This window comes from Achromobacter sp. 01N37 (assembly GCF_056399725.1).
On record NZ_JBFTRX010000010.1, the window covers coordinates 39,427 to 53,511 of the forward strand.

Sequence of the window (14,085 nt, forward strand, 5' to 3'; positions counted from 1 at the left end):
GTGCACCAGAACGCTGAAGCCAGAGGGCACGCCCGTTGGACACACGCATGGCTGATCGCTGCATTGGCCTGCGCGGCCGCGCCTGACGCCCTGGCCCAACCCACCCTGCGCTTGAGCCAGGACGATTTGCAGAAGCGCGCCAATGGGGTGCTTGCGCTGATGTCGTTCTCTATCGTGCCCGACATCACGACGAGTTCCTTATCCATCGGTGGCGGTGGCGGCACGACGTCGGGCTCCTCGGAATTTTTCATGACGCAGCTGGGTGGCGGCGACACGATCTCGAAATCGGTCCCCATCTATCTGGAAGGCGTGCTGGCCGGCAGCCGCTACGACCCGACCTTCATCGCCACGCAAGGCGCCGAGACCCGCAACATCCCCACTAAATGGAACAGCGTATCGGCAACCGGCGGCATCGGCTGGGACTTCAAACTGACCGACGAACTGAAGCTGCGCCCCATCTTCAACTTTGCGCTGGGCAACGTCACCAGCGACCTGCGGGCTGCAAGCTGGTACGTCGGCCAAAAGACCGGCACGGACGTCACATTCCTGGACAAGGGTTCGCTGAACGCCTATGGGCTGGGCGGTTCAATCATGCTGGACTACGAACACTACCGCCCCGGCTACGAAGTGGATGTGGAATTGCGCTATTCCGACATCCGGCTAAAAAGCTTCGACAGCTCGGCTGCGGTGCAAGGCAACGCGATTGCCCAATCCGCAAACCTGTGGGCGCGCTACCGAGCCCCCACCGGTTTTGTGATGCTGCAACGCCCGCTGCGCTACGTGCTGGAGCTGACCCATTCCGAGTTTCTGGGCGACCAGCGCGGCGTGCTGGGATTCGACCGCCTGACATCCGTTGGCGCCGGCCTGGAGCTGGATTCCAGCGCCTACGACATGATCATCACCCGCACCCGATTGGTGGGGCGGTATGTGTTTGGAACAAACGTGTCGGGGTTTTCGGTGGGGCTGGCGGTGAGTTTTTGAGGGTGGCTCAGCGCCACCGGCGCGTTGCCAACATCACCGCCCCCAGCACCAAAATGCCCGCCAGAATGCCCGATAGCCGCATCAGCGCTGGCGCCGGATCGTTTGCCCAATGGTGGTCCTGCACGAACACCATGATGAAGGCGATGGTGAACTGACGGCCGACATAGCTGGCGCCTTCCTGGCCCGACTGCACATGGCATCCGACCCACACGCCCAAGGACAGCACCAGCATGTGCCAAACGGGTTGCTCGTGCATCAGCGGCAAAAGCGCCATGCCCACCACCCCGGCCAACAGGCAGCCCGCCACGCGTTGCACCATTTTTTCAATGATGGGCTGGCGCGTGCTGTCCACCAGCTTGCCCGCCGGCAGGATCAACACCGCAATCGTCGTCACCATCGCTTGCGCGAAGCCGGGCATATCGAACCAGTAGGTGCACGCGGCAAGAATGACGATGGCCAAGGCCGCCTGCACCCCCAGCAGCAAACGGTTTCGCCGCAAGACGTCAGGCGGCGGCGCGCCGGCTTGTGCCGTGTCCGCGCCTTCACCAATGGCCAGCGGTGTCGCCGAAACCGGTGGCGGCCGCACACGCCGATACCACTGCGGCCCGAAATGAAATGCGCTGGCCACCAACACGCAAGCCAGCGTCCCCACAATGACCTCCGCCGCGCGCAACGCCGCAAACACGGCTGTCGCCTCCCATGACGCCAGCACGTGCGCTTCATACGTCACCATCAAGGCCGTCACCCCACCCAGCATCCAGGCATACGGCGCCTTGGACCCATTCGCGTAATACGCCGCCACCCCGCCAATCACGCCCAGCATCGGCACGAACAACGCAGGACGGTCGCCAATCAACGGCCCCGCCAGCGCCCCCAGCGCCGCGCCCAGCAAGGTGCCGGCCACCCGATGCGCCGCGCGCTCAAGCGAGCTGTTGAAGCTCGTCTGCATGACGGCAAACCCGCTGACCGCCGCCCACCACGTGTACGACAAATGCAGCGCATTCGCGAGCGCGACCGATAGCGCGACGGACAGCACCGCCTCGATCGCAAACGTGGCGCGCGCCCGGGATGGCTTCCACGCGGCAAGCTCACGCCCCAGCGCAAACATCGCCGCGCGGATGGTGTGCAAGAGCGAATCGGCGAGTGTCATGCGATGAAGGGGGTTAGACGCTGCGGGTTGCCGGCGGGATGAAGTCAAATAATAAGGAGCTTCCCCCGCCTTGTCGAAACGCGCCTGCCAATCAGCGCGCGATAGATGTACGGTATTCTCGATCCGGCCAAATTCTGCTTATCAAGCTGACCACCAAAGGAGTCAACATGAAACGCCATCCGCGCGTGATCGCTATTGCCGCTTTCGTCTCTATGCTTGCCGCTTGCGCCGCCCCGCAGACCAAAGCGCCCATCACCGGCAACACGCACGCCGGCGCCACGTTGAAAGCCGACGTCGCCCAGAACATTTCGATGCAGGCCCAAGTTCAACTGAATTGCCAAAAGGTCGACGCGATTCAAACGGAAGTCGTCAAGGTCAACCCGATTGGCACCGGCAATTCCGCCGCGTCCCGGCAGTATGGAAGCGTGGATGAACGATGGATCGTGCAACTGTGCAATCAGCAGATTCCGTTCAAAGTGACGTTGACGCCCGATGGAAAAGGCGGAACGTTCTTTTCGACATCGCGCGAAACGTATTGATGATGGCGCAGTGATCGGTCACGCACGACCAACATCCGCTATTGCCCAGACCGTTGCGCGCTGCACCTCTCCGACGAGTTAGCGTAAACGTGTAAATGCACAAGCGCACAATCGAAAAGGCGCGCAAGCGCACACCGCCCCGACGCCCCACCACCGTATGCCGATTGCCGCCGCCCGGGCGGCAGCAATTCGGCGGCCCCGCAGCACTCGTCACCTAGGCACGCCCTAGCAGCGCGCCAATCCAAGACACCGGCAGCCTGTTGCCGTGGTGGCCCAGACGGCGCGCAGCCTCGATGCGCCCGAGGGAATCTGAAGGGAAGGCCAAAGGCCTGGACGAAGATGACGACGGGGGAGTCCGGAGCGAAGGCTCCGGACCGCAATCGTGGGCGCGCGCCGTCTGGGCCACCACGGCAACGGGCGACCTACGAAGCAACGGCAACGGGCGACCTACGAAGACACGGCAACCTACGAAGACAAACTCTTCCCACCAACCCCAGCCAACTCCCCCGCCAACCCCAACGCCCGCAACAAAAACTCCGACCCATCATCCTTCCGATAGCTGACAATCACCGGAGACACAAACCCATCCCCTTCGATCCGCACATGCACCACATCCTGCCGCTGCAACCGTTGCACCGACGCCGGCACCACACTCACCCCTAAGCCTGCCGCCACCAGCCCAATCGCCGTCTGCAACTCGTTCGCCTCCTGCACCACCTGCAACGAATACCCCGCTGCCCGAAACAACCCCAGCACATGATCCGCAAAATTCGGCCGCGGCCGCGCCGGATACAGCACGAACGGCTCGCGCGCCAAACGCTCCACCGACACGCTTCCCATCCCTGCCAGCGGATGATGCAACGGCACGGCAGCCATCAGCGGTTCGGTCATCAGCACGCGCCGCTCAATCGCCGGGTCATCCAGCAAAATCCGCCCGATACCCAGATCAATCCGCCCGGCCTTCAACGCTTCAAGCTGCGGCAACGTCGTCATCTCCATCAGCCCCACCTCCACCTGCGGATCGGCGCTGCGCAGTTGCCGGATCAGCTCCGGCACAAAGCCATACAGCGTCGACGGCACAAACCCAATGCCAAACCATCGGCGCTGCGTCTGCCCCAAACGCCGGGTGCCTTCCAGCACCTCATCCAGCCTAGCGGTCAGCAGCCGGGACTGCTCCAGCAGAAAGCGGCCGGCCTCGGTCAAACGCAACGCCCGGGTCGTGCGCTCAAACAGCACCACGCCCAGCTCCTCTTCAAACTGGCGAATCTGACGGCTAAGCGGGGGTTGAGCGATGTGCAGGCGGGCGGCGGCGCGGGTGAAACTGCCCTCTTCCGCCACGGCCTGGAAATAACGCAAATGCCTGAGTTGCATGGCTAATTCAGACTTGAAAGGTATTAATCGGAACCTATATAGTCTTGGACCTTTCAGGAAACTGCAAGCGATACTGCCACCATCGCTCAATCCCTGGCAGTAAAAGTATGAATCAGCCCAGCATTCTTTCCGTCGAAGCCATTCTGGTGGACCTGCCCACCATCCGCGCCCATCAGCTGGCCATGGCTGTCATGCAGCGCCAGACGCTGGTGATCGTGCGGCTGATGTGCAGCGACGGCATCGAAGGCATTGGCGAAGCCACCACCATCGGCGGGCTGTCGTACGGAGAAGAAAGCCCCGAGGGCATCAAGCTGGCGATTGATACCTATCTGGCGCCCGCACTGGCTGGCCTGGACGCCACCAATATTCACGCCGCCATGCAACGCCTTGAGAAAGTGGCGCGCGGCAACCGCTTCGCCAAATCCGCGCTGGAAACCGCGTTGCTCGACGCGCAAGGCAAGCGCTTGAACGTCCCCGTGTCCACGCTGCTGGGTGGCGCCGTGCGCACCCGGATGCCGGTGCTGTGGACGCTGGCCAGCGGCGACACCGCCCGCGACATCGAAGAAGCCGAATCCCTGCTGCAAAGCCGCCGCCACAACACCTTCAAGCTGAAAGTCGGACGCCGCGCCGTGTTGGAAGACGTGGCCCACGTGTCGCACATCAAGCAGGCGCTGGGCGACCGCGCTCGCGTCACCGTGGACGTCAACCAGGCCTGGAACGAGGCCGATGCAGCTGGCGCCATTGCACGCTTGGAAGCCGCTGGCGTTGACCTGATCGAACAACCGATTCCCCGCGCCAACCTGGCGGGCATGGCGCGGCTGGCTGCCCGCTTCGTCGTGCCGATCATGGCGGACGAAGCCGTCAACGGCCCCGAAGACGCGCTGGACATCGCGCGCCAAGGCGCGGCTGATGTGTTGGCGCTGAAGATCGCCAAGTCCGGCGGGCTGTATGAAATGCTGCGCACCGCCGCCGTCGGCGATGCGGCCGGCATGGCGCTGTATGGCGGCACGATGCTGGAAGGCTCGGTCGGTTCCATCGCGTCGGCGCACGGATTTGCCTGCCTGCCGCGCTTGTCCTGGGGCACGGAATTGTTCGGCCCCCTGCTGCTGAAGGACGACATCGTCGCCAACCCGCCGCGCTACGCCGACTTTGAACTGGAACTGCCCAGCGGCCCGGGGCTGGGCCTGACGCTGGACGAAGACAAACTGAATTTCTATCGGCGCGACCGCGCAACGGCGACCTGATCCCAAGACTCGGCCGCGCCCGCCATGTAGGGCGCACCCCACAATAATTCAAGCATCACGGAGACAACCATGCGCATGCGCCATGTATTCAAACCCTTTGCCCGCGCCGTCCTGGCGCTGTCCCTGCTGGGCGGCGCGTCCGCCGCGCTGGCCGACAGCTACCCCGACCGCCCCGTCAAATGGATCGTGCCCTTCCCGCCGGGCGGCGCCATGGACAGCATCGCCCGCACCTTGGGCGAATCCATGGGCAAGCAGCTGAACACGTCCTTCATCGTGGAAAACCGCGCGGGCGCAGGCGGCAACATCGGCGCGGCCAGCGTGGCGCGCTCCAAGCCGGACGGCTACACGATCCTGATCGTCGCCAACGGCATGGCGGTCAACCCGGCCCTGTACACCGACCTGAACTACCACCCCATCAAGGACTTCGCGCCGATCTCGCTGCTGGCCGTGGTGCCCAACGTGCTCGTCACCAACCCGGCGCGCACGGGTGCGACCAGCGTGCAAGACGTCATCACCAAGGCCAAGACGCAGCCCAACCACTACACCTACGCCTCGGCCGGCGTGGGCACGTCCATCCATCTGGCAGGCGAACTGTTCGTGTCGATGACGGGCGTTGAGATGCTGCACGTGCCGTACAAGGGCAGCGGCCCCGCCGTCGCCGACCTGCTGGGCGGCCAGGTGGATTACATGTTCGACAGCATCACGTCCGCCAAACCGCACATCGCCGCTGGCAAGCTGCGCGCCTTGGCCGTCACCACCGCCAAGCGCTCCGCCGCGCTGCCCGACGTGCCCACCTTGCAAGAAGCTGGCGTGCCCGGCTACGAGCTGATGCCCTGGTTCGCCGCCTTCGCCCCCGCCGGCACGCCGCCGGAAGTCGTGGCCAAGCTGAACGAAGCCATGCGCAACGCACTGGCCGAACCGAAGGTAAAAGCCACACTGGATTCGATTGGCGCAGAGTCGATCGGCAGCTCGTCGGACGCCCTGCGCGATCACCTGGCCAAAGAAACCGCGCAATGGAAGACGCTGGTCAAGGAACGGAATATCAAGATCAACTGATGCGTGTGCCGCGCCTGGCATCACAACGCGCGGAACAAAGAAAAACCGGAGCAATGCTCCGGTTTTTTTATGCTTGCTGCCCTTGCGGTGGGCCGTAGCAAGATTGTGGTCGGCCACAAAACAAAAGCCCCGCCTCTAGGGCGGGGTGGGACTAGGTCTTACATGATGGGTCTTAGGCTTGCGCCCATTGGAAGCCATCACCAACCTGTTGGGGATTCTATTCAAAGGATGTTGGATCAGTCAACACGACGGGTCCGGTCCTTTCTTCCTTGAGGCCCACTCCATGCCGAAAACGCTGCACTATCGCCCCCTGTTGATAGACAAATTCATCACCAACGAACGCATCCAGAGTTATCAGACCATTTTCCATCCCACGAATGACGTGGAGTTGATGGGCGCGTACTTGTGGAACGGCCGAGTATGCGGCGCGCTTTACCCCCTGCTTGCGGCCGTTGAAGTCACGCTCCGCAATGCCATAGACCAGTCATTAGCGGCGGATCTCGGCCAATTCTGGTGGGCCGGCAGCAAACTGCGCTATCGATCATTCAAACCGGATATCAATGCGCCGCACGCCGTGCAAGCATTACGAGAGAATTTTTCCAAGGCCACCCGCAGCTACATCGCCGAAAGCCGGCGCCGACACGGAGTACATGGCCGCATCGCCCCGCGCCATGATGGTGTGATTGCTAAGACAACGTTCTCAACCTGGGAGTTCTTACTGAACCCGGAATTCCAAGGACGCGGTTTGATTTGGCCTAAGCACCTTTCAACCATATTCCGGGGGCCGTGGCCGACTCGTCAGACGCGAGCGCTACTGACCTACGCTCATGATCTCGTCGCCACCTTGCGCGACTTTCGTAATCGGCTTTTCCATCATGAACCTGCCTGGAAGCGATATGACGTTCTGAATCAGGCTGATGCGCTACGGCACCTGCACGAGAAAATTGGCAAGGCCGAAAGCCTGCTGACGCTGATCCATCCAGAGAACCTGCGGCTGCTCAATACGAACGGCCTGCTTCGCGATGCTCGCCGAGCATGCTGCCCAACGGAGATTCAGCGGTTCCAACATCTGGCGCACGTGCACCCCATCAAATCGCTGCGCGAACTTGCAGCGCTGGTGGACCGGTCGGCCGTTGATAACCGGATACTGGCCGCGCAAATCAGTCAGGGCCAGCCGCAGCCCTTTCTGATCTGGCCTCAGTAGCCGGACGGCAGACTACTCCACCGTCGCCCCCGACTTCTTCACCACYTCCGCCCAGCGCGGAATCTCGGTTGCCATCAGGGTGCGTAATTCGTCCGGCGTGCTGCCGACGAGTTCCATGCCCATGGTTTTCCCGAGTTTTTCCTGTACGTCCGGTTCCTTCAAGATCAGCGCGATTTCGGCGGCCAGCTTGTCCAGGATGGGTTTGGGTGTGCCCTTCGGAGCGTAAACCGCTTGCCAGGATGCCATTTGGAAACCTGGCACGCCGGCTTCCTGCATGGTGGGGACCTCCGGCGCGAGCGAGATTCGGTCTTTGGTGGTGACGGCCAGCAGCTTCAGTTTGCCGGTTTGCAGCAGCGGCAAGGCGGCGGTCATCTGGTCGAACATGAAGGTTACGGCGCCCGATGACACGTCCACCATGGCGGGCGGCGTGCCCTTGTATGGCACGTGCGTGAGCGGCACGCCGATCATGCTTGAGAACAGTTCGCCGGCCAGGTGCGTGGACGTGCCCGCGCCGGAGGACGCGAAGGTGCGCTTGTTGGGGTCGCGCTTGAGCAGCGCGATCAGGTCGGCCACCGAGTTCACGCCCAGGTTGGGGTCAACCAGCAGCACGTTCGGCAGGTAGGCGATGAGCGACACCGGTTCGAAGTCTTTGACCGGGTCGTACTTCAGGTTCTTGTACAGACTGGCGTTGATGGCGTGCGTGCTGATCGTGCCGCCGAACAACGTGTAGCCATCGGGCGGCGCTTTCGCGACGTAGGTGGCGCCGATGCCACCGGCCGCGCCGGGCTTGTTTTCGACGATGACGTTCTGGTGCAGGCGGTCACCCAGCTTCTGGGCGAGCACGCGGCCAACGACGTCGGTAGACCCGCCGACGGTGAACGGCACCACATAGGAAATCGGCTTTTGCGCGGGCCAATCGGCGGCGCTGGCCGGCATGGCCAGCGTGCCTAGGACGGCACTGGTCAGCAGCGCGGCCAACGCGCTGCGTCGTTGCGTATTCATGGTTGTCTCCTGCCTTGATTTATTGCTTTATAGGTATGGGGTCGCAGGCGGCGGGACGTCCGGCCGCCTACAGCAAGGCTCAACGGCCTTGTTCTTTGCGCCAGGCGGCGAATTTGTCTTTGGTGCCCGGATCGGTGGGCGGGTACAGGCCCAGGATGGACGCGCCCTGCTGCACCTGGCTGGTCACGAAGTCTTCGAATGCGGTCATCTCCACCGCTTCGATCGAGATCTCGTCGGCCAGATGCGCGGGGATGACGACCACGCCTTCGCGGTCGCCCACGACGATGTCGCCCGGCCACACGGCGACATCACCGCAGCCGATGGGCGCGTTGATGTCCAGCGCCTGATGCAGCGTCAGGTTGGTCGGGGCCGAGGGGCGCTGGTGATAGGCGGCAAAGCCCAGTTCGGCAATTTCAGGGGAATCGCGAAAGCCCCCGTCCGTGACCACGCCAGCCACGCCGCGCTTCATCAAGCGCGTGATCAGGATGGAACCGGCGGACGCGGCGCGCGCGTCCTTGCGGCTGTCCATGACCAGCACCGCGCCTTCCGGGCAGGTTTCGACAGCGACGCGTTGCGGATGCGAGCGGTCTTCAAACACCTTGATGGTGTTCAAGTCTTCACGCGCGGGGATGTAGCGCAGGGTGAACGCCGGGCCGACCATGTTGGGCAAGTTGGCGTTCAGCGGGCGCACGTCCTGGATGAACTGATTGCGCAGGCCACGTTTGAACAGCGCCGTGCACAGGGTGGCCGTGCTGATGCCGGACAGGCGGGCACGGGTTTCGGGATTCATTTGGGACACGATGACTCCGGACAAAAAACAGAATGAAAGAAACGCGCGGCGGGCCCTGCCCGCCTGCGCGCTTAGAAGATTTCGGGTTCCGGCACGGGTGCGCCGAACTCGGTTTCCAGGAAATCGAAATCGCAGCCGTCGTTGGCTTGCAGGATGTGCTTGGAATACATCCAGCCGTAGCCACGCTCGTAGCGCTTGGGCGGCGGCGTCCAGGCGGCACGGCGTGCGGCCAGTTCTTCGTCGCTGATGTTCAGATGAATGCTGCGAGCCGGCACGTCCACCGTGATCAGGTCGCCGGTTTTCACAAAGGCCAGCGGGCCGCCCACATACGACTCGGGCGCGGCATGCAGGATGCAGGCGCCGTAGCTCGTGCCGCTCATGCGGGCGTCAGACAGGCGCAGCATGTCGCGCACGCCCTGCTTCACCAGCTTCGTCGGGATGGGCAGCATGCCCCATTCCGGCATGCCTGGGCCGCCTTGCGGGCCGGCGTTGCGCAGGATCATGATGTGTTCGGGGGTGACGTCCAGGTTCTCGTCGTCGACCGCCGCCTTCATGCTGGGGTAGTCGTCGAACACCAGCGCCGGGCCCGTGTGTTGCAGGAACTGCGGCGCGCACGCGCTGGGCTTGATCACGCAGCCGTCGGGCGCGATATTGCCGCGCAGCACGGCCAGCGCGCCTTCGTCGTAAATGGCGGTGTCCACCTTGCGGATGACGTCGTCGTTGTAGACCTCGGCGCCCGCGATGTTCTCGCCCAGCGTCTTGCCGGTGACGGTCATGGCGGACAGGTCCAGGTGGCCGTCCAGGCGCGTCATCAGTGCCGGCAAACCGCCTGCGTAATAGAAGTCTTCCATCAGATAGGTGTCGCCGCTGGGCCGGATGTTGGCAATGACGGGCACCTTGCGGCTGGCGGCGTCAAAGTCTTCCAGGCTGACGGCATGGCCTGCGCGGCGCGACATGGCCACCAGGTGAATGATGGCGTTGGTGGAACAGCCCATGGCCATGGCCACGTTGATGGCGTTCTTGAACGATGCCAGGCTCAGGATGCGCTTGGGCGTCAGGTCGTCCCAGACCATCTCGACCACGCGGCGGCCGCACTCGGCGGACATGCGCATGTGGCCGACGTCAGCTGCGGGAATCGAGGACGCGCCGGGCAAGGTCATGCCGATGGCTTCGGCAATGGCCGTCATGGTGCTGGCCGTGCCCATCGTCATGCAGGTGCCGTAGCTGCGGGCGATGCCGCCTTCAACTTCGGTCCATTGTTCCTGGGTGATCTTGCCGGCGCGGCGTTCGTCCCAGAGCTTCCAGGCGTCCGACCCCGACCCCAGGATCTTGCCCTTCCAGTTGCCGCGCAACATGGGGCCGGCCGGCACGTACACGCACGGCAGCCCGGCGCTGATGGCGCCCATGAGCAACCCCGGCGTGGTCTTGTCGCAGCCGCCCATCAGCACCGCGCCATCCACCGGGTGGCTGCGCAGCAGCTCTTCGGTTTCCATGGCCAGGAAGTTGCGGTAGAGCATCGTCGTGGGCTTGACGAAGGATTCCGACACCGAAATGGCCGGCAGCTCCACCGGAAAACCGCCCGCCTGAAACACGCCACGCTTCACGTCTTCAACGCGCTGCTTGAAATGGCTGTGACAGGGGTTCAGGTCAGACCAGGTGTTGATGATGGCGATGATGGGCCGGCCAACCCAGTCGTCAGGCGCATAGCCCATTTGCATCATGCGGGAACGGTGGCCGAACGAACGCAGGTCATCCTTGGCCATCCAGGCGGCGCTGCGCAGACTTTCGTAGGAACGTTTCATAGGGGAAATGGGGGTGAGGCGTGGTGGGGATGAACGCATTTAAACACTAATACATTAGTGCGTCAGCTAGGTGAAAACCCGCTACACTGCGGGCTTTACTACCGTACTCCCGTCAGGCCCCCTGATGCAAAGCCCCAAGCTCCGACTCGACCGCTCCCGCCACGCCGCGCCCCAGGTTTTCGAACATCTGCGCGAACAGATCGTGTCGCTGGAACTCGCCCCCGGCGCCCCGCTGTCGCGCGTGACGCTGGCCGAAACCTATGGCTTGAGCCAGACGCCTATCCGCGACGCCCTGATGCGGCTGGCCGAAGAAGCGCTGGTGGAAATCTATCCGCAACACACCACCGTCGTCAGCCGCATCGACATCCCCGCTGCCCGGCAGGCGCATTTCCTGCGCCAGTCGCTGGAGCTGGAAATCGTGCACATGCTTGCGCAACGGCCTGATCCGATGCTGCACAAGCGGCTGCAAGCCAGCATCGACCTGCAACGCACGAGCCACGCCAGTGGCGAATACCAGCAGTTCATCAATGCGGATCAGGCGTTTCACCGCGACATGCATACCGCTGCGGGCGTGACGAGCCTATGGGAATTGGAGCAGCGCTACAGCGGCCACCTGGACCGTCTGCGCCGGCTGCATCTGCCGGAAGCCGGCAAGGCCGAGCGCATCATGGACGACCATCAGCGCTTGCTGGACGCCATCGTGGCGCAGGAACCCGCGCGGGCGCAACAGGTGCTGCGCGAACATTTGTCTGGCACGCTGAGCCAGGTTGCCGAGATCTGCAAGCGCTATCCGGAGTACGTGCTGGCGGAATGACGTGGCGTGAACGGGGCCATCGCGCGGTCCGGCGGTCCGCCGATCTGGCGATCCTGCGATCCTGCGATTTCGCGACCGCGCAGTCAATCCAGCAGATACCGCCGGATGATCGTCTTGCCATCCTTGTCCGCCAGCGACAGCAACGCGTCACCCGACGCATCCATGCCCAAGAGTCCCGTCTCGACGTCTTGCGGCAGTTGGAACGGGCGCCAGGTCTTGCCCTGATCGCGCGTATAGAAATAGGTCTTGGTGTACTCGTTGAACGAGAACAGGTGGTCGGCGTAGGTCTTGATCACCCAGGCGCGGCCGCTGAACCAGGCGTCGCCGATCCAACTGGGCTTGCCCTGCACCAACGGAGAATCGGCGCGCCGATGCCAGATACGTTCGGCCTTGTCCAGCTCATAAATGGCATCGCCCGAGGTCTCGAACACGGGTTCATCCCGCGTCACGCGCGCGTCCGCCGCTTGGGGCGGCACCGGAGCCACGCCCTGCGTGATGCGAAAGGCCGGTGACACGCCATCTTGCAGCTCGACTTCAAAGCGCCGGGTTTCCAGCACCTCGTTCTTGTCCGACGCGCTCAGGCTGATCCGCGTGCGCCAGCTCCAGCCCACGGCGCGCCGCTCATCCAGCGGATAGAGCGACCAGTCATAGGCCAGTTGGTCTTCGGCGCGGGCGCCGCCGTCCTTGGCCAGCATGTCGCGAAAGGCGCGTTCAAAAGCGGCCCCATCCGGCCACACCTGTTCATCCAGCGAGATCCCCGACCACTGGCGCGCCCCGTCCTGGCTGACCAGCAAGCGGTAACCCGCGTCATGGCGTTCCATTGCGATGACGCGGTCTTGCGTCAGAAACACGGTGTGCTGCTGCCCGGGGCCCAGCACCACGTCCGCGTCCCGCGCCCACGTCTTGCCCAGGTCGTCCGAGCGCAAGGTTTCAAACGCGGCGGGCTGTTCGCCTGCTTCGGGTGTGCGTTCAATGGCGGTGATCAGATACAGCGCGCGCCCTTCCGGCGTGCCGATCAGGCTGACCCCGGCGTCACCGCTGATCGACCCCAGCAGATCAAAAGCACCTGTGCCCTGCCCGCCATAGATCAGGTTGCGCGTATCAGCCTGCAGCCAGGGGTTCTGCTGGCGCGTGCCAAGCGCGGGCACTTGCGCATCCAGCAGCGGGGCCTTTTCAAGCGCGGGCATGTCCTTGGCCGACACCAGACGCTGCCCGATCAGCAGCTGCCGTTCGCCGTAACGTTGCAGCGCCACCCGCGAGGACGAGGCCAGCGCCGGGCCATTGAGTTCGCCGATGATTTCGCTGCGCGCCAAGGGTTTGCCCATGGGAACCAGTTGGTAGATGCCATAGCCGATCACCGCGGCGACGGCGATCGCGGCAGCGCTGGCAAGCAGTCTAAGGTTCATGAAGGCAACGCATCCAGAGGCGGCAGCACCAGCCATTCGGCCAGTGACGTTTGGGGGAACGGACGAAACTATAGCGTGTCACGCGCGGTTCTCTATACTGGCGTGACATACTCTTACGCCGCATTGGCCCATACACGGAACCCGGACATGATCGCTAGGCACACCCCCGTCACCTTCGCCCTGGTTGTTCTTGGGGCAATCGCATGGGGGCAGCCGGCGCTGGCCGCTACGCCTGACGTCTGCGCGGCGGTGACGGTGCGCGAAGGCGACCCGATCCCCCCCGACGCCTGCGCCGTCAACATCGTGCCTCGCAGCCTTGACGTGTCGGGCATCACCTTCGGCGGCGGCCCGGCCTGGACGCCGCTGGACCCGCAGGCCATGCCCGGCGTGTTCTACGACAGCGCATCGATTGCCCCCGTATCCGAGCGCCCCGTGGTGATGACGGTGACCGTGGCCTGGTTCTATGCGCAGCCGCGCGTGTCCGAAACCAATGGCCAACCGTACGCGTCGGTCTCGCAGCCCATCACCTTGAATTGCACCGCCAACACCTACACCGTCACCCACACCCAGCACTATGCCGGTAACGACGCCACCGGGGCGCTGGTGGAATCGATACCCGTGGCGGGCATCCATAACGCGCCTGTCGCGCGCGACCCCGTGCAGCGCAAGCTACGGGGCGTGGTCTGCCCCACGCCGGGCAAGAACGCACGCAAGTAGTTGCCCTGG

At 63.7% G+C, this 14,085-nt stretch carries 13 protein-coding genes; 7 read left to right on the forward strand and 6 right to left on the reverse strand.

Going from position 1 to position 14,085, the window contains the following annotated elements; translation table 11 throughout:
- The first annotated feature begins 51 nt into the window (after nucleotides 1–51).
- Nucleotides 52–981, forward strand: a complete 930-nt coding sequence (locus AC1DSJ_RS20360; RefSeq protein ID WP_181953232.1) for a hypothetical protein — start codon at nucleotides 52–54, stop codon at nucleotides 979–981.
- A 7-nt stretch (nucleotides 982–988) separates the two neighbouring features.
- On the opposite strand, the gene AC1DSJ_RS20365 is transcribed toward AC1DSJ_RS20360, so the two are convergent.
- Nucleotides 989–2,131, reverse strand: coding sequence for an FUSC family protein (locus AC1DSJ_RS20365; RefSeq protein ID WP_441372006.1), 1,143 nt, complete (start codon nucleotides 2,129–2,131; stop codon nucleotides 989–991).
- 167 nt (nucleotides 2,132–2,298) lie between these two features.
- Between AC1DSJ_RS20365 and AC1DSJ_RS20370 the strand changes: the two genes are divergently transcribed.
- Nucleotides 2,299–2,670 (forward strand): hypothetical protein, encoded by a 372-nt coding sequence (locus AC1DSJ_RS20370; protein ID WP_054427683.1) that lies wholly within the window; start codon nucleotides 2,299–2,301, stop codon nucleotides 2,668–2,670.
- Nucleotides 2,671–3,135: 465 nt separating this feature from the next.
- Here AC1DSJ_RS20370 and AC1DSJ_RS20375 read toward each other — a convergent pair whose 3' ends face one another.
- Complete coding sequence (locus AC1DSJ_RS20375) at nucleotides 3,136–4,041, reverse strand: LysR family transcriptional regulator (RefSeq protein WP_054427686.1); 906 nt, start codon at nucleotides 4,039–4,041, stop codon at nucleotides 3,136–3,138.
- 107 nt (nucleotides 4,042–4,148) lie between these two features.
- On the opposite strand from AC1DSJ_RS20375, the gene AC1DSJ_RS20380 reads away from it, so the two are divergent.
- The 3 genes from AC1DSJ_RS20380 to AC1DSJ_RS20390 all read left to right on the forward strand — a co-directional run bounded on the left by AC1DSJ_RS20380 (nucleotide 4,149) and on the right by AC1DSJ_RS20390 (nucleotide 7,545).
- Nucleotides 4,149–5,285, forward strand: coding sequence for a muconate/chloromuconate family cycloisomerase (locus AC1DSJ_RS20380; protein WP_441372007.1), 1,137 nt, complete (start codon nucleotides 4,149–4,151; stop codon nucleotides 5,283–5,285).
- A gap of 69 nt (nucleotides 5,286–5,354) precedes the next feature.
- Entirely contained in the window at nucleotides 5,355–6,341 is a 987-nt protein-coding gene (locus AC1DSJ_RS20385; protein WP_441372008.1) for a Bug family tripartite tricarboxylate transporter substrate binding protein, read from the forward strand.
- 187 nt (nucleotides 6,342–6,528) lie between these two features.
- Complete coding sequence (locus AC1DSJ_RS20390) at nucleotides 6,529–7,545, forward strand: CAAX protease (RefSeq protein ID WP_245636496.1); 1,017 nt, start codon at nucleotides 6,529–6,531, stop codon at nucleotides 7,543–7,545.
- A 12-nt stretch (nucleotides 7,546–7,557) separates the two neighbouring features.
- Here AC1DSJ_RS20390 and AC1DSJ_RS20395 read toward each other — a convergent pair whose 3' ends face one another.
- From AC1DSJ_RS20395 to araD, 3 genes are all read right to left on the reverse strand, one after another.
- Nucleotides 7,558–8,547, reverse strand: coding sequence for a Bug family tripartite tricarboxylate transporter substrate binding protein (locus AC1DSJ_RS20395; protein ID WP_441372009.1), 990 nt, complete (start codon nucleotides 8,545–8,547; stop codon nucleotides 7,558–7,560).
- 79 nt (nucleotides 8,548–8,626) lie between these two features.
- Nucleotides 8,627–9,337, reverse strand: coding sequence for a ribonuclease activity regulator RraA (locus AC1DSJ_RS20400; protein WP_175169461.1), 711 nt, complete (start codon nucleotides 9,335–9,337; stop codon nucleotides 8,627–8,629).
- Between the two features lie 71 nt (nucleotides 9,338–9,408).
- On the reverse strand, nucleotides 9,409–11,139 hold the full coding sequence (araD, locus tag AC1DSJ_RS20405; protein ID WP_342065657.1) for an L-arabinonate dehydratase: 1,731 nt from the start codon (nucleotides 11,137–11,139) through the stop codon (nucleotides 9,409–9,411).
- 124 nt (nucleotides 11,140–11,263) lie between these two features.
- Between araD and AC1DSJ_RS20410 the strand changes: the two genes are divergently transcribed.
- Nucleotides 11,264–11,953, forward strand: coding sequence for a GntR family transcriptional regulator (locus AC1DSJ_RS20410; RefSeq protein WP_054427700.1), 690 nt, complete (start codon nucleotides 11,264–11,266; stop codon nucleotides 11,951–11,953).
- A gap of 83 nt (nucleotides 11,954–12,036) precedes the next feature.
- Here AC1DSJ_RS20410 and AC1DSJ_RS20415 read toward each other — a convergent pair whose 3' ends face one another.
- Nucleotides 12,037–13,359, reverse strand: coding sequence for a hypothetical protein (locus AC1DSJ_RS20415; protein ID WP_054427702.1), 1,323 nt, complete (start codon nucleotides 13,357–13,359; stop codon nucleotides 12,037–12,039).
- 147 nt (nucleotides 13,360–13,506) lie between these two features.
- Here AC1DSJ_RS20415 and AC1DSJ_RS20420 point away from each other — a divergent pair, with 147 nt between their 5' ends.
- On the forward strand, nucleotides 13,507–14,076 hold the full coding sequence (locus tag AC1DSJ_RS20420; RefSeq protein WP_346551917.1) for a surface-adhesin E family protein: 570 nt from the start codon (nucleotides 13,507–13,509) through the stop codon (nucleotides 14,074–14,076).
- Nucleotides 14,077–14,085: the final 9 nt, after the last annotated feature.

What these genes read in the sequence shown, in the direction of transcription:
- AC1DSJ_RS20365 (WP_441372006.1), bottom strand. Translation starts at nt 2,131, where the DNA reads ATGACACTCGCCGATTCGCTCTTGCACACCATCCGCGCGGCGATGTTT.
- AC1DSJ_RS20370 (WP_054427683.1), top strand. Translation starts at nt 2,299, where the DNA reads ATGAAACGCCATCCGCGCGTGATCGCTATTGCCGCTTTCGTCTCTATG.
- AC1DSJ_RS20375 (WP_054427686.1), bottom strand. Translation starts at nt 4,041, where the DNA reads ATGCAACTCAGGCATTTGCGTTATTTCCAGGCCGTGGCGGAAGAGGGC.
- AC1DSJ_RS20380 (WP_441372007.1), top strand. Translation starts at nt 4,149, where the DNA reads ATGAATCAGCCCAGCATTCTTTCCGTCGAAGCCATTCTGGTGGACCTG.
- AC1DSJ_RS20385 (WP_441372008.1), top strand. Translation starts at nt 5,355, where the DNA reads ATGCGCATGCGCCATGTATTCAAACCCTTTGCCCGCGCCGTCCTGGCG.
- AC1DSJ_RS20400 (WP_175169461.1), bottom strand. Translation starts at nt 9,337, where the DNA reads ATGAATCCCGAAACCCGTGCCCGCCTGTCCGGCATCAGCACGGCCACC.
- araD (WP_342065657.1), bottom strand. Translation starts at nt 11,139, where the DNA reads ATGAAACGTTCCTACGAAAGTCTGCGCAGCGCCGCCTGGATGGCCAAG.
- AC1DSJ_RS20410 (WP_054427700.1), top strand. Translation starts at nt 11,264, where the DNA reads ATGCAAAGCCCCAAGCTCCGACTCGACCGCTCCCGCCACGCCGCGCCC.
- AC1DSJ_RS20415 (WP_054427702.1), bottom strand. Translation starts at nt 13,359, where the DNA reads ATGAACCTTAGACTGCTTGCCAGCGCTGCCGCGATCGCCGTCGCCGCG.
- AC1DSJ_RS20420 (WP_346551917.1), top strand. Translation starts at nt 13,507, where the DNA reads ATGATCGCTAGGCACACCCCCGTCACCTTCGCCCTGGTTGTTCTTGGG.